The organism is Aliiroseovarius sp. ABM4_368 (genome assembly GCF_056161205.1).
Genome location: NZ_JBSWYR010000002.1, coordinates 64,578 through 79,511, shown reverse-complemented (window position 1 = coordinate 79,511; position 14,934 = coordinate 64,578). Strand labels below are relative to the sequence as shown.

Below are 14,934 nucleotides of genomic sequence, written 5' to 3'. Positions count from 1 at the left end.
CCAGATTAGGCAACCATCTGCTCGGCCTTTTTTAGGTCAACGCTGACCAGTTGGCTGACGCCCTGTTCTGCCATGGTTACACCAAACAGCCGGTCCATCCGCGCCATCGTCACTGCGTGGTGCGTGATGATCAAAAAGCGCGTGTTGGTGCGGCGGGTCATCTCGTCCAGCAGGTCGCAGAAACGGGTAACGTTGGCGTCGTCCAGCGGCGCATCGACCTCGTCCAGCACACAGATCGGGGCGGGGTTGGCCAGGAACACGGCAAAGATCAGCGCCAGTGCGGTCAAGGTCTGTTCGCCACCTGACAGCAGGCTGAGCGTCGACAGTTTCTTGCCCGGAGGTTGACACATGATTTCCAGCCCAGCATCCAACGGATCATCGCTTTCGACCAAAACCAGCTTGGCTTCACCGCCTCCGAAAAGGTGCTTGAACAAGGTGCCGAAGCTTTCATTCACCTGCTCGAATGCAGTCAGCAGGCGTTCGCGCCCTTCTTTGTTCAGGCTGGCAATGCCCGAGCGCAGCGTCTTGATCGCCTCTTCCAGATCGGTCTTTTCAGACAGCAGGTTGTCGTGTTCTTCCTGAACTTCCTTCGCGTCTTCTTCGGCACGCAGGTTCACAGCGCCCAGCGAATCCCGCTGGCGTTTCAACCGGTTCACATCATGTTCGATCTGCTCGGATGATGGCATCTTGTCGGGATCAGCGCCCAGCGTTTCCAGCAGGGCCTCCGGCGTGATCTCCATCTCTTCCTGAATGCGCTCGGCAGCAAGGGCGACGGTTTCGCGGGCAGCATCCGCGCGGGCTTCGGCGCGGGCGCGGGCCTCGCGGGCTTCACCAGCGGCGCGCTCGGCGTCGCGTTCGGCATTGGCGGCCTCGCGCTCGGCTGTTTCGCCTTCAGCCAGCTTGTCTGCTGCGGCTTTGCGCCGGGTCTCGGCCTCGCCGATCGCGTCAGCCAGCTCTTCGCGTTTGGCGGCCAGCTCTTCTGGTGCAGCCTGAGCATCTTTCAACTCGGCCTCGTTTTCGGTTTTGCGCTCGTCCAGTTCGGCGATCCGCTTGCCCGCGGTTTCCAGACGGTGCTTCCACCCCGAGATTTCTTTTGTGATTTCTTGGCTGCGACGGGTCCGCGCCTCGCCCTCGCGGCGCAATTCATCATGGGCCGAGCGTTTGGACATCATGGTCATCCGCGCGGCTTCGACGGCCATTTTGACCTCTTCCACCTGCGTGCGGGCGGCATCCAGATCGCCCAGATCGGCCACGCCTTTTTCAGCTTCCGCCAGACGCTGACGCGCACCCATCGCTTCTTCTTCGTGGCGCTTCAGGGCCAGCCCAAGGTTCTCCAGCTTGCCTTCCGCGATGTTGCGATCGGCCTCGGCACGCGATAGCGCGCGGTTGGCTTCGGTTACCGCGCGGTCGGCGTCACGGCGGGCGTCACGGGCGTGTTTGTCGGCTTCGGTCGTTTCCACCAACCGGGCTTTCAGCATGTCATGGGCGGCGCGGGCACCGTCGGCGCGGGCGGTGGCCTCTTCCAGATCCTGCTTCAGTTCCTGCAGGCGGTTCAACTGTTCCAGCCGCAACGCAGCGGTCGAGGGCTGATCTTCCGCACCGGCCCGGAACCCGTCCCAGCGCCACAGATCCCCTTCCATCGAGACCAGACGTTGGCCGGGTTTCAGGTCTGCCTGCAGGCGCGCGGCGTCTTCGGTTTTGACCAAGCCAATTTGGCTCATCCGGCGGCCCAGAACTTCGGGCACGGTGACATAGTTCGACAGCGCATTCACGCCATCGGGCAGGGGTTGCGATTGCGAGTATCCAGGCAACAACGCCCAACCTGAAGGTGCTTCGCCGTCAATCTCTGGCGCGCGCAGATCGTCGGCCAAAGCAGCCCCCAAGGCCTTCTCGTACCCGGATTTCACGCGCAAGCTGTCCAGCACTTGCGAGCCTTCGGACGCATCACGTTCGACCAGACGGGACAGCGCCTGAACCTCGGCATGAAGGGCATTTACCTCGCCCTCGGCGGACGAGCGAGCCGCGCGGGCGTCAGCCTCGCGCGATTGTGCATCGGCGCGCGCTTCGTCTGCAGCCACAAGTGCGGCTTCCGCATCTTCTGACGCTTTGGCTGCTGTCGTTTGGGCCACACCAGCAGCTTCAAAATCAGCCGCCGCCTTATCTAACGCACCCTTGGAATCGTCCATCGCAGAGCGCGCACGGTTGGCTTCGCCTTCGCTCTTTTCCAGCGTTTTTCGGCTGTCATCCAACAGGCGATGTGCAGATTGATGGCGTGCAGCCAGTCGTGCGACGTCTTCAGTCAGTTGAGTCAGGTCACCTTCACGTTCCTGCAAGATCGCGGCGCTGTCACGGGCATCTGCATTGTACGCCTCAAGTGCATCATCATGCCCTTCAGACGCCTTTGTAATCTGATCTTGTTCCCATTCCAGACGCTCGATCGTCTCGCCCGCATCTTTGTTCAACCCACTTTCGCGATCAATGTCGCGGGTCAGCTGTGTGATGCGGCTGGTTAGGGTCTCGATCCGTTCGCGGGCTTGGGTTTCCTGATCCGATAGCTGGTCACGCTGCACCTGCAGGCGCTGCAGGATTGCGGCGGCGACGGCCTCTTCCTCGCGCAAGGGGGGGAGGCGGTCTTCGGCGTCCTGACGGGCTTTGGTGGCCTGTCGTGAAGCACCTTCGGCCGAAGCGGCAGCCTTCACGCGTTCCGTCAGTTGGGTTTGAGCCTCAGCGCGCGCGACATCCGCTTCGCGCCAGCGGCGATACAGCAGCAAGCCTTCTGCCAGTCGCAGATCATCGCCAATGGTGCGGTAGCGTGCGGCCTGACGGGCCTGACGCGCCAACTGCCCCAGTTGCGAGGCCAATTGTTCGATCACATCATCCACGCGGGCCAGATTGGTCTCGGTGCCTTTCAGTTTCAGTTCGGCCTCGTGGCGGCGTTGATACAGGCCCGAGATCCCAGCGGCTTCTTCCAGAATACGGCGGCGTGCTTTGGGTTTGGCGTTGATCAGCTCGGAAATTTGCCCCTGCCGCACCAGTGCAGGCGAATGCGCCCCGGTTGAGGCATCGGCAAACAGCATGCTCACATCACGCGCGCGCACATCCTTGGTGTTCACCTTATAGGCAGAGCCTGCGTCGCGGGTGATCCGGCGCACGATCTCAAGGTTGTCGCTTTCGTTGAAGCCCGACGGGGCAAGACGTTCGCTATTGTCGAGCAGCAACGAGACTTCGGCAAAGTTGCGCGCAGGACGCGAGGCAGCACCGGCGAAGATCACGTCTTCCATCCCGCCGCCGCGCATTGCGGTCGGGCGGTTTTCACCCATGACCCACCGCAGGGCCTCAAGCAGATTCGATTTCCCGCAACCGTTCGGCCCAACCACGCCTGTAAGCCCGTCAGCGATCACCAGATCGGTCGGGTCCACAAAGCTTTTAAAGCCATTCAGTCTGATCTTCGAAAACCGCAAGCGGTCTGCCTCGTCGTTGATTCTTATCGTCTGATGATTGTTCGGATCGAATTGCGACGAGTCAACGGCCTGCACCGATATGTGGGCGAAATCGGCGAGTTATCCACAAGATATTGCATTTGCCGCCGTTTGGGCGCGTTCGTCTTGCCGTCATTCCGCGCCCGCAGGTCGGTTTCGACCTTGACCCTCTGGCCCATCGCGCGGCAAACAAGTCCGGCATGGTTCCCAATGGGACAAAAGGGAATGCACCGGGGACGACCCAATTCGGGGTTTGATGGTGCAGCCGCCCCCGCGACTGTAAGCGGAGAGCGCCCGCCAACGCCACTGATCCAAAGGGTCGGGAAGGCGGCGGCGCGCTTCGACCCGCAAAGCCAGGAGACCTGCCATGCGAAATCGAAACCCACCCGTCGGGGAGACGGGCGAAGGAGGATAATATGCAAGCAAAGATACCTGCCACCGTGGTCACCGGTTTTCTGGGTGCGGGCAAGACGACCCTGATCCGTCACATGCTGGACAACGCCAAAGGCAAACGCATCGCGCTGATCATCAACGAGTTTGGTGATCTGGGGGTGGATGGCGACATCCTGAAAGGCTGCGGGGACGAGACCTGCACCGAAGATGACATCATGGAGCTGTCCAACGGTTGCATCTGCTGCACCGTGGCCGAGGACTTTATTCCCACGCTTGAGAAACTGCTGGATCGTGACACGCCGCCGGATCACATCGTGATTGAAACCTCGGGTCTGGCCTTGCCGCAACCACTGGTTCGTGCATTCCAATGGCCCGAGATCTCGACCCGCGTGACGGTGGACGGTGTTGTGACCGTTGTTGACGGGAAAGCCGTGTTTGACGGTCAGTTCGCTTCCAATCTGGATGCGGTCGAGGCGCAGCGGAAGCTCGACGAGAACCTAGATCACGAGACGCCTTTGTCCGAGCTATTCAAGGATCAGGTGACCTGCGCCGACATGATTGTGGTGAACAAGTCCGACCTTCTGGCGGAAGGTGAAGCGGATCAACTGGTCTCGAAGCTGACCGGGGACAGCCGTGACGGCGTGCAGGTTGTGCGCTCGACCATGGGCGCGCTGCCGGTCGAGGTTCTGCTGGGGCAGGGCATGGGTGCTGAAGATGATATGGCTGCCCGTCTGTCGCTGCACGAGAAGGGGCATCATCATCACGATGACCACGACCACGACCATGATGACGGCCACCATCACCACGATCACGATGATCACCATCATCACCACCACGATCACGACCATAACGCGTTTGAAAGCTTCGTGGTCACGCTGGGCGAGGTCGCCGACCCGAAAGCCTTTGCCGAGAAAGTCGCCGACGTGATCCGCGCCAACAACATCCTGCGCTTGAAGGGTTTCGCGGCCGTCGAAGGCAAGCCAATGCGTCTGACGCTTCAGGCGGTTGGTCCCCGCGTCGACACCTATTTCGACCAGCCCTTCGGCACCCAGCCCCGCGAAACGCGTTTGGTGGTCATTGGCCAGTCGGGACTGAACCGCGACGCCATAACACAGGCGCTGATCGCATGACCGTTCAGGTTGTCCTTGGCGATCCGCGCGATCCTCAGGCCACGGCGTTGCTGAAGCAAAGCCATGCCTTGATGGAGAGCTTGTTTCCCCCCGAGGACAATTTCTTCCTGAATATCGACGACCTGTGCGTGCCCGAGATCTCGTTCTTCGTGGCACGCGAGGGCGACGTAATTCTTGGCACAGGCGCACTGGCCGACAAGGGCGAATATGGCGAAGTGAAGTCCATGTTCGTCTCACCCGACGCGCGCGGCAAAGGCGTGGGTGAGGCTTTGCTTGGGCAAATCGAGGCAACTTCGCGCCGCAAAGGACATGCGGCGATGAAGCTGGAAACCGGCAATGTGCTTTACGCGGCGCACCGTCTGTACGAACGGGTTGGGTTCCGCACATGCGGGCCATTTGGCAGCTATCCCGAGGCCAACAGTTCGATTTTCATGGAGAAAGCGCTGTGATCGGCGTTTACGCCTTCTTGCCCTTATCGGCAGCCGCCTTCATCCGCGCCAAAAGCGCCGATTTGTCGTCTTTGCGGTTCAGCGGGTTCTTCTCGGTCCCGCGGGCATTATGTTCGGAGTGGCGGGGCTTGCCCTTGGCAGGTTTCGGCGCGCCGGCAGCTTTATAATCCATAGGGTTCACCTTGATCGGGTCATGTTTGGCCGGTCCATAACATCTTAACGCAAGGGACGCGACATGCATCTTCTGGCAGCCACTCCGGGCAGCATTGATGACGGAAAAGAACCGGTTGATCTGGGGCAGACGCCCTCGGATCTGGTGTTCATTTCGGCGGCCGACACGGAACTTGCGGGGTTGGCCCAAGCGCGGGCCGAGATGGCGGACGCGCCCGGTTTGCGTCTTGCCAACATGATGCATTTGGCGCACCCGATGTCGGTCGACCTGCATATCGACAACTGCGCGACGAAGTCTCGGCTGGTTGTGGCGCGTGTGCTTGGCGGCGTCGGCTACTGGAAATACGGGGCCGAACAATATGCGGCCCATCTGCGTGACGCGGGCGTGCCTTTGGCACTGCTTCCCGGCGACGACAAACCGGACGCGGAACTGAGGGCGCTGTCGACGGTGTCGAACGAGGATTACGATGCGCTCTGGGCCTATTTGGTCGAGGGCGGGCCGGAAAACTCGGTTGGGTTTCTGAATTACGCTAAGGCGATGATGCAGGGCGGCGAGCGCCCCGAAGCTGCGCGCCCCTTGCTGCGTGCGGGTGTCTATTGGCCCGGCGCGGGTGTCTCGGATTTGTCTGCTGCGCAAGAGGCGTGGACCGCGGGCGCCCCCGTCGTGCCCGTCGTCTTTTATCGTGCGTTGGTGCAAGGTGCGGGTCTGAACCCGATAAACCGGCTGGTGAAGTCGCTGTTGCGTAAGGGGCTGAACCCGCTGCCAGTCTTCGTTGCGTCCTTGAAAGATCCAGTGTCAGTCGCGACGCTGGAAAGCCTGTTCACCGAGGCCGCGCCCGAGGTTATCCTGAACTGCACCTCGTTCGCCGTCGGATCGCCGCATGCAGGTGACGTGCCCAGCCAAAACCCGTTCGAGGCCCCGTGGTGCAACGCCGCGCCGGTGTGCCAAGTGGTGCTGGCCGGATCCAGCGAAGAGGCTTGGGCCGAAGGTCTGACCGGCCTGTCCGCCCGCGACATCGCGATGAACGTGGCACTGCCCGAGGTGGACGGTCGCATCCTGTCCCGCGCGATTAGCTTCAAAGGCGAAGCGTTCTTTGATGAAGCCACTGAATGCCCCATCGCCACCTACAAAGCGCTGGGCGATCGGGTGCAATTCGTGGCCGAACTTGCGGCGAACTGGGCGCGTCTGCGCCGGGCAGGCGCTGCGGATCGGAAAGTCGCGTTGATCATGGCGAACTATCCCAACAAGGATGGGCGGCTGGCCAACGGCGTAGGGCTGGATACGCCTGCCGCTGTCGTGCACGCGATGGGACTGCTGGCGGATCAGGGTTATATGGTCAAAGATGCGCCCGCGGATAGCAACGCCTTGATGCAGGCGGTCATGGCCGGCCCGACCAATTGGCTTACCGACCGGGCCGCGCGCTCGGGTGGCGTGACGATGCCGATGTCGGACTATCAGATCAACTATGGCCAACTGCCGTGGGAAATGCGTGAGGCGATCGAGAGTCGCTGGGGCAAGCCGGAACAAGATCCATTCTTCACGCCGGGTGACGTTGATTGCGGGTCATTTGCATTGTCGGTTCTGGAGTTCGGCAACGTCGTGGTCGGCGTGCAGCCAGCGCGCGGCTATAACATCGATCCGACCGACACCTATCATTCTCCCGACCTTGTCCCACCGCACAATTATCTGGCCTTCTATTTCTGGCTGCGCCACACCTTCGGCGCGCATGCGCTGGTGCATATGGGCAAGCACGGAAACCTTGAATGGCTGCCGGGCAAGGCCGTCGCCCTGTCCGAGACTTGCTGGCCCGAGGCGGTGATGGGCCCGATGCCGCATGTCTATCCGTTCATCGTGAATGACCCTGGCGAAGGAACGCAAGCCAAGCGCCGCGCGCAGGCGGTGATCATCGACCACCTGACCCCGCCCCTGACCCGGGCCGAGACCTATGGGCCGCTACGCGATCTGGAAGCTCTGGTCGACGAGTATTACGAGGCTGCCGGGGTAGATCCCCGCCGTATCGAACATCTGCGGCGCGAGATTTTGACCCTAACCCAAGCCACCGGGCTGGACGCTGATGTGGGTATGTCGGGCGAGGATGAAGATAGCGATCTGGCGAAGCTCGATGCCTATCTGTGCGAGCTGAAAGAGGCGCAAATCCGCGACGGGCTGCATGTGTTCGGGCAGTCTCCGACTGGGAATCTGGAGCGCGACCTAGGCATTGCACTGGTTCGTGTCCCGCGCGGTCAGGGTGAAGGTAGCGATGCGTCGCTGATCCGGGCTCTGGCAGCGGATTGCGGCGTGGATATCGATCCGTTGGATTGCGATATGGCCGCCACATATGACGGCCCGCGTCACGCACGTCTCGAAGCGATCGAGGCGGGCAACTGGCGCAGCAATGGCGACGCTGTTGAGCGCTTGGAACTGCTAGCTCAGCTTGCCGTCGCTTGGGACGAGGTGCCAGAGGAGTTTACCGCAACCCGTCCTGTACTCGACGCTTATCACGCGCAGGTTTTGCCTTCGGTTCGGGCCTGTGGCCCGGATGAGGGGAAGTGGCTTCTCACCGCCCTTGCTGGGCAGTTCGTCGCCCCTGCGCCCTCTGGCGCGCCGACTCGCGGACGCTTGGACGTTTTGCCGACAGGGCGGAATTTCTTTTCGGTCGACAGCCGCGCCGTGCCGACTCCAACCGCTTGGGCGCTGGGGTGGAAATCGGCTAGCCTGTTGATCGACAAGCATCTGCAAACGCACGGCGATTGGCCGCGTTCGATGCTGGTGACGGCATGGGGCACGGCAAATATGCGAACGGGCGGCGATGACATCGCGCAAGCGCTGGCGCTGATGGGTGTGAAGCCCAAATGGGACAGCGCCAACCGCCGCGTGACCGGGTTCGAAGTGATCCCGTCATCCGCGTTGGGCCGTCCGCGTGTGGACGTGACCTTGCGGGTGTCGGGTTTCTTCCGCGATGCCTTCCCGCAGCTGATCGCCTTGGTCGACAGTGCGGCGCGGGCCGTTCAGGCGTTGGACGAACCCGACGATGTAAATCCCGCCGCCGCGCGCGTGCGAGCGGGCGAGGGCGCCTCGCGTGTATATGGATCGAAACCCGGTGCCTATGGGGCCGGACTTCAGGCGATGATCGACGAACGGCTTTGGGCCGACAAAGCCGATCTGGCCGAGGCCTATCTGGAATGGGGTGGGTACGCCTATGGTGCAGGTAGCGAAGGCACTCGCGACCGCGAAGGGTTCGAGGCCCGTTTGGGGCAGGTCGAGGCCATCGTGCAGAACCAAGACAACCGCGAGCATGACCTGCTGGACAGCGATGATTATTATCAGTTCGAAGGCGGCGCGGCGGCAGCTGTGTCGACCCTTCAGGGCCGGGATCGTCCGATCTATCACAACGACCATTCACGGCCTGAGCGTCCGGTAATACGTACGCTGGAAGACGAGATCGGCCGCGTGGTCCGCTCGCGTGTGGTGAACCCGAAATGGATCGATGGTGTGAAGCGCCACGGCTATAAGGGCGCGTTCGAGATTGCTGCGACGGTCGACTATATGTTCGCCTTCGCTGCCACCACGGGGGCCGTACGCAGCCATCATTTCGATCTGGTCTATAGCGCGTTCATCGAGGATGATGACACGCGCGAGTTCATCGAGGAACACAACGATCCGGCCCTGAAAGAGATCGCCGAGCGTTTGCGCGAAGCGATCGAACGAGGGATTTGGGCGCCGCGGTCAAACTCGGCCCGGGCGATGCTAGATCAGATCAGTTGACACAGTTGCGTTTCGTCGCGCCGGCGGTTTATGCCGTGTCGCAGTCGATTTCTGCCCTCTGAATTGCCTGATCCCCGCTGAGAGATCCCTCGACCACCTTACACCCAGTGGCCTGTTCAATCGCGATTTTCGAGCGTGCCAGAATCACCGGGACGCGGGGCAGGGCCTCAAACCCGGTGCGATAGACCTCGACCCAGTTTTCGCGCTGATGCACGGAAAAGTTTGATCCCTCGACCTCGACCCGCGTGGTGGCGGTGTCGCGATGCATGAATTGAGGGCTGGGGCTGTCGCAGGCCGCGAGGGCTGGAAGACCCAGTAGAACAAGGGAATGGGCTAGTCGCATGGTTGGTGACTCCTTCCCCGGCACCTTGCGACGCCTTGGTTAACAATCGGTAAATCCCAACAGTTCACCCCGCGACAATCTGTGCAAGGCCGCGGGCTTGCAGACTGTTGCAATTGCAATTATAAGATATTCAAGATTACGAATATGAATGGAGAAGTCCAATGCAACTCTCGCGTCCCGCAGACAGATACTCGCCTCTTTACTTTCTTGCCTCGGTTGGTGCCGGTGGCCTGTCGGTCACTTTCTTTATGTACCTGATGTTCTGGGTGAAACACCCGGGTCAGCCCGTGCCTGTCTTCGAAGATATTATGGCTGCCTTCACCACCGGATCGATGGGCATGAAGACTGCTATCGTCGTCGCATGGGTGGGTATCGCCGCGATGGTGTTTCTGAACCTGAAATACCTGATCTGGAACCTGAAAAGCTTCTCGGCCTTCCGCAAGACCGACGCCTTTACCACGCTGAAGAACTCGAACGCCGAAACCACCTTGCTTGCCATGCCGCTGGCGCTGGCGATGAGTGTGAACGGCCTGTTCGTGGCCGGTCTGGTCTTCGTCCCCGGCTTGTGGTCTATCGTCGAATACCTGTTTCCCTTCGCCATGGCGGCCTTTCTTGCCATAGGCATTTTGGCGCTGAGCTTTATCGGGGATTTCCTAGGCCGCGTACTGTCCAAAGGCGGCGTTTTCGACGTAACCGCACACAATAGCTTTGCCCAGATGCTGCCGTCCTTCGCACTGGCTATGACCGCTGTGGGTTTTGCTGCCCCCGCTGCGATGAGCGCAAACACCGTGGTCGTTGGCGTTGCCCTGATCGGTTCGACCTTCTTTGGCACCGCAGCCATCGTCTATGCCGCGTTGGCCCTGTTCACTGCCTTCAACTCGATGCTGCACCATGGGACCGCCAAGGAAGCTGCGCCGACGTTGATGATCGTCATCCCGCTGATGACCATTCTGGGCATAATGTTCATGCGCCAGAACCATGGGCTGCACGCCACCTTTGATGTGCACAGTTCGGCTGCTGAAACCATGGTGTTTCTTGCCCGTCTGATCGCAGTCCAAGTCCTGTTCGGCCTGCTGGGCTTGGTGGTGCTGTCGCGCGTTGGGTACTGGAAAAGCTTTGTCTTCGACAAAGAGACTTCGCCCGGTTCCTATGCGTTGGTCTGCCCGGGCGTTGCAATGGCAGTTCTGCTGCACTTCTTCTTAAATTCGGGTCTGGTAAAAGCCGGCGTGATCGACAAGTTCTCGGTCACATACTGGGTGATTTCCGCCATTGCTATAGTTTTCCAATTCGCCATGATTGCTCTGGTTGTTCGTCTGAACAAACAGCATTTTGGCCGCAACGAAAGCTCGGCCGTACCAGCCGAGTAACACGCCACTCACGGTGGCCAAAATAGGCGGGCGTTCCGATTTTCGGGGCGCCCGCACTTGCATCTGGCGGCGTGTGCTTTCACATTAGATGAACAGTCAGAAGTGAGGCCAGAATGACCGTAGATCCCGACCGCCACGCCACCAAGATGGCAAAGAAGAAAGCCGCCCGTGACAAGATCATGGCGACGAAGACCGACAAGAAAGGTCTGATCATCGTGCATACGGGCAAGGGCAAGGGTAAAAGCTCGGCCGCGTTCGGGATGATCTTCCGCTGTATTGCTGCGGATATGAAATGTGCCGTCGTGCAGTTCATCAAAGGTGGCATGGATTGTGGCGAGCGTGATCTGATCAACGCCAAGTTCTCGGACATTTGCGAATTCTACACGATGGGCGAAGGTTTCACGTGGGAGACGCAGGACCGCACCCGCGACATCGAGATGGCGCAGGCCGCATGGGAAAAATCGAAGGAGTTGATCCGCGACCCGTCCAACAAGATGGTTCTGCTGGACGAAATCAACATCGCCATTCGTTACGACTATGTCGATGTGAACGAAGTGGTGAAGTTTCTGGTAGAAGAGAAGCCCGATATGACCCACGTGGTTTTGACCGGGCGCAATGCCTCGGACGATCTGATCGAGATTGCTGATTTGGTGACAGAGATGGAATTGGTGAAACACCCGTTCCGGTCAGGCATCAAAGCGCAGATCGGGGTCGAATTCTGACCCCGGAGAAGCGAGGGAAAGACCATGCCGAAATTCTATATGGCGTATCACGAACCTAGGGACGTGCCTGACGACAAGAAGGCCGAGATGCAGGCCGCGTATAAGGCATGGATTGCCAAATACGCGGACGTTTTCGAAATGCCCGAGACACCCTTCAAGGCGCAGTGGACCGTAGATGGAGATGGCCACCGTGAAGGGTTCAAACAGCCAATGATGGGCTTTTGCGTGATCAATGCACCGGACGCGGAAACAGCATTGGCGATTGCCAGTGAAAACAGCTTTATCCAGATGGGCACGATCCATTTGGCAGAGCTGAAGGAGATGCCCAAGGGTTGACCCAAATCGACAAAGCGCGGTGGTTAACCCGCCTCGCCCTGTGTGCAACTGATCCAGCGTCAGGCGCGGCATGGCGATCTGTTCGTTCCCGTTCCGCCCGGTCCATTCGCGATCAGTTGCTTCGCTCAGCATTTTTTCGGGCAGGGCCACAATCACGTAACCGGAGCGGATGGCAGCTCTACCGTCCTGACGATAGACGATGTGCAGAAAACTCTCACTCGGGATCTAAAAGGCGCAGGTTACGCCCTTGGTCTTCAGGTAACCCACAAAGATTTGTTCGCGGTGCCGCTTGGGATGCCCTTTGCCTTGACCTTACCTGTGTTCCGCGCCCAAATCGGGTGGTGCGAATAAGGAGGTTCAGTTGACCAAACATCAATTGCTTGGCATGGCAGGTTCCCTGCGTAAGGACGCAACCAACCGGTTCTTAGTTAGGAACGCGGCGCGGCTTTACGGTGATGCAGATTATATCGAGGCTGATTTGAACTTGCCGCTGTATGACGGGGACCTCGAGGCATCCGAGGGCATTCCCGAAAACGTGGCCAAGTTGGCCGCGCAGATCGCTGCGGCGGATGCGGTGATCATTTCGACCCCGGAATATAACAAGATGCTGACGGGCGTTTTGAAGAATGCGTTGGACTGGGTCAGCCGGGTGAAGCCTCAACCATGGGAGGGCAAGCCTGTCGCCGTTATGTCCGCTGCTGCGGGCCGCGCGGGTGGAGAGCGGGCACAGGTGTCGCTGGTCTCGGCTATGGCACCGTTTCAGCCGAAGCTGGTGATCGGGCCAGAGATTGCGGTGGCGGGAAGCTCGAAAGAGTTCGATGAAAATGGCCTGCTGACGAATGAGCGCTATGAAGCCAATCTATCGACGTTGATGTCTAAGCTGCGGGCGGCAGTTTAATTGGCGAAGTTGCGGGAGGGCGCTGCCCCCTCGAGCCGGCGGCTCTCACCCCCGGGATATTTGTAACAAGAAAATGCGAGAAGTCTTTGCGTGGTGGTGCTTAAAGGCTTGCCTCGACCCGGAAATCGTCGGGGATCTCGTCGCGGCCTTCCAGCACCAGATCAGCCATCAACTCGCCGACACGCGGGCCCATGCCGAAGCCGATCTTGAAGCCACCATTGGTGATGTACGTTCCTGGGCGGCCTGGATATTCGCCCAGCATAGGCGCGCGGGATTTGGCGCGCGGGCGGACGCCCGCCCAGCGTTCGATCACCGGCGCATCGGCAAGGGCGGGGCAGGCGGTGCGGGCGCGGGCGATGACCTCGTCCAGTGCCTCGTCGCAGCTGAAGGGGTCATCAAATTCGCGTTCGCTGGTCGATCCGATGGCGACGGTGCCGTCCGCGTGCGGGATGATATGGACGGCGTCTGCGAAAAGCTGTGGCATGTGGCGCGCGTCATAGTCCAAAAGCGCGCTTTGGCCTTTGACGCCGTTGCCGACAGGTTTGCCCAGCTCTTCGGAAAGCTTGACCATGCCTTGCCAGCCGGTTGCCCAGACTTCGATCCCTTCTGATGGGAAATCGGTCACAATCTTGCTGCCCTTGGCCTGGATTGCAGCGACCAAAGCCGCCCCGGCGCGGCGGGGGCTCATCCGGGCGGTGAGCGTGTCATGTATCAGGAAACCTGTCGGGCTGATTGGTGCCCAATCCGGGAAGTCCGAGGCCGGACGCACTTGCCACACAGCCTTGCCTTGCCAGAGGGTCTCGGCCTCGGTTGCGCGGGTCTTGGCAAGGTCCAACAGGCGTTCGTCCGCGATGGGTTGTAAGCGGCCTGATCGTGCATATCCGGGGGATTCACCCGACACAGCTTCTACCTCGGCCCAATACGCTTCTGCCATGATCAGGCTGTCGAATTGAAAGGCTTTCTTGGCGTTCCAGCGTTCTGGCACATGCGGCGCCAGCGCGCCGACCAAGCCCCCGGATGATCCTGCGCCCGGCCCGTTTGGATCAATCACACGCACCATCGCCCCACGCTTGGCGCAGCTCCACGCGACGGACAGGCCAAAGATCCCTGCGCCATAGACCGTCACATCAGCCGTTGCCATCCAAGCCATCCTTCTTCATGTTCGCGCAGGTTTCGAAAGGGTTCTAGGGTAGATTATGACAAAGCGCCAGACAGCCAAGATCACGTGGAAAGACAGCGGCGTGCCGGTCGCGGATCGGTTCGATGATCCTTATTTCTCGCTAGAAGATGGTTTGGCTGAAACACGGCACGTGTTCCTTGACGGCAATGATTTGGCCGCGCGTTTGCGCCCGGGTTTCCAGATCGCCGAACTTGGCTTTGGCACCGGGCTGAACATGCTGGCCGCGTTCATTGCGTGGCGGGATGCGGGGTCGCCGGGCGGCGGTGGCTTTACATCGTTCGAGGCATTCCCGATGCAGGCCGCCGACATCGACCGCGCCCTGCAAGCCTTCCCCGAGGCGTATGCGGTGGCAGACCCGTTCCTGACCGCTTGGGAGCAAGGTGCGCGTCACTTTGATCTGGATGGATTCACCGTCGACGTGATCGAAGGCGACGCCCGCGAAACGCTCTCTGCGTGGGATGGTCAAGCTGATGCGTGGTTCCTCGACGGATTCTCGCCTGCCAAAAATCCGGAGCTGTGGGGTGAGGACTTGATGGGTGAGGTTGGGCGCCACACCGCGCCAAATGGCACGTTTGCGACATATACTGCTGCAGGTTTTGTCCGTCGCGCCCTAGACGCGGCGGGGTTCGACGTGGAACGTGTTCCCGGATACGGGCGCAAACGGCATATGAGCCGTGGCAAATTGCGACCTTAGGGGGGA

12 protein-coding genes and 1 riboswitch are annotated in these 14,934 nt (G+C 60.4%); of the genes, 8 read left to right on the top strand and 4 right to left on the bottom strand.

The annotated features are described in order from the left end of the window. Nucleotides 1-5: 5 nt before the first annotated feature. On the bottom strand, nt 6-3,461 hold the full coding sequence (smc, locus tag ACXAH3_RS06385; RefSeq protein ID WP_474861243.1) for a chromosome segregation protein SMC: 3,456 nt from the start codon (nt 3,459-3,461) through the stop codon (nt 6-8). A gap of 202 nt (nt 3,462-3,663) precedes the next feature. Next, a riboswitch (cobalamin riboswitch) is annotated at nt 3,664-3,863 on the top strand. Nucleotides 3,864-3,895: 32 nt separating this feature from the next. Between smc and cobW the strand changes: the two genes are divergently transcribed. Together cobW and ACXAH3_RS06375 are read left to right on the top strand one after the other, a co-directional pair. Then, nucleotides 3,896-5,002 carry a cobalamin biosynthesis protein CobW gene (gene cobW, locus ACXAH3_RS06380; RefSeq protein ID WP_474861242.1) on the top strand — a complete coding sequence of 369 codons (1,107 nt, stop codon included), beginning with the start codon at nt 3,896-3,898 and terminating at the stop codon, nt 5,000-5,002. Further along, nucleotides 4,999-5,451 (top strand): GNAT family N-acetyltransferase, encoded by a 453-nt coding sequence (locus ACXAH3_RS06375; protein WP_474861241.1) that lies wholly within the window; start codon nt 4,999-5,001, stop codon nt 5,449-5,451. Before cobW ends, ACXAH3_RS06375 begins: the two co-directional genes overlap by 4 nt. Nucleotides 5,452-5,458: 7 nt before the next feature. Here ACXAH3_RS06375 and ACXAH3_RS06370 read toward each other — a convergent pair whose 3' ends face one another. Further along, a complete protein-coding gene (locus ACXAH3_RS06370; protein ID WP_474861240.1) occupies nt 5,459-5,623 on the bottom strand; it encodes a hypothetical protein in 165 nt (54 codons plus the stop codon). 63 nt (nt 5,624-5,686) lie between these two features. Between ACXAH3_RS06370 and cobN the strand changes: the two genes are divergently transcribed. After that, a complete protein-coding gene (gene cobN, locus ACXAH3_RS06365; protein WP_474861239.1) occupies nt 5,687-9,388 on the top strand; it encodes a cobaltochelatase subunit CobN in 3,702 nt (1,233 codons plus the stop codon). A 28-nt stretch (nt 9,389-9,416) separates the two neighbouring features. On the opposite strand, the gene ACXAH3_RS06360 is transcribed toward cobN, so the two are convergent. Then, complete coding sequence (locus tag ACXAH3_RS06360) at nt 9,417-9,731, bottom strand: hypothetical protein (protein WP_474861238.1); 315 nt, start codon at nt 9,729-9,731, stop codon at nt 9,417-9,419. 161 nt (nt 9,732-9,892) lie between these two features. Between ACXAH3_RS06360 and ACXAH3_RS06355 the strand changes: the two genes are divergently transcribed. The 4 genes from ACXAH3_RS06355 to ACXAH3_RS06340 all read left to right on the top strand — a co-directional run bounded on the left by ACXAH3_RS06355 (nt 9,893) and on the right by ACXAH3_RS06340 (nt 13,054). Then, on the top strand, nt 9,893-11,098 hold the full coding sequence (locus ACXAH3_RS06355) for a TsoY family (seleno)protein (RefSeq protein WP_474861237.1): 1,206 nt from the start codon (nt 9,893-9,895) through the stop codon (nt 11,096-11,098). A gap of 113 nt (nt 11,099-11,211) precedes the next feature. Continuing rightward, complete coding sequence (gene cobO / locus ACXAH3_RS06350; protein WP_474861236.1) at nt 11,212-11,820, top strand: cob(I)yrinic acid a,c-diamide adenosyltransferase; 609 nt, start codon at nt 11,212-11,214, stop codon at nt 11,818-11,820. A gap of 24 nt (nt 11,821-11,844) precedes the next feature. After that, nucleotides 11,845-12,156, top strand: coding sequence for a YciI family protein (locus ACXAH3_RS06345; RefSeq protein ID WP_474861235.1), 312 nt, complete (start codon nt 11,845-11,847; stop codon nt 12,154-12,156). A 361-nt stretch (nt 12,157-12,517) separates the two neighbouring features. Beyond that, nucleotides 12,518-13,054 (top strand): NADPH-dependent FMN reductase, encoded by a 537-nt coding sequence (locus tag ACXAH3_RS06340; RefSeq protein WP_474861234.1) that lies wholly within the window; start codon nt 12,518-12,520, stop codon nt 13,052-13,054. Nucleotides 13,055-13,154: 100 nt separating this feature from the next. On the opposite strand, the gene ACXAH3_RS06335 is transcribed toward ACXAH3_RS06340, so the two are convergent. After that, nucleotides 13,155-14,195 (bottom strand): NAD(P)/FAD-dependent oxidoreductase, encoded by a 1,041-nt coding sequence (locus ACXAH3_RS06335; RefSeq protein WP_474861233.1) that lies wholly within the window; start codon nt 14,193-14,195, stop codon nt 13,155-13,157. A gap of 55 nt (nt 14,196-14,250) precedes the next feature. On the opposite strand from ACXAH3_RS06335, the gene mnmC2 reads away from it, so the two are divergent. Continuing rightward, a complete protein-coding gene (mnmC2, locus tag ACXAH3_RS06330; protein WP_474861232.1) occupies nt 14,251-14,928 on the top strand; it encodes a tRNA (5-methylaminomethyl-2-thiouridine)(34)-methyltransferase MnmC2 in 678 nt (225 codons plus the stop codon). Nucleotides 14,929-14,934: the final 6 nt, after the last annotated feature.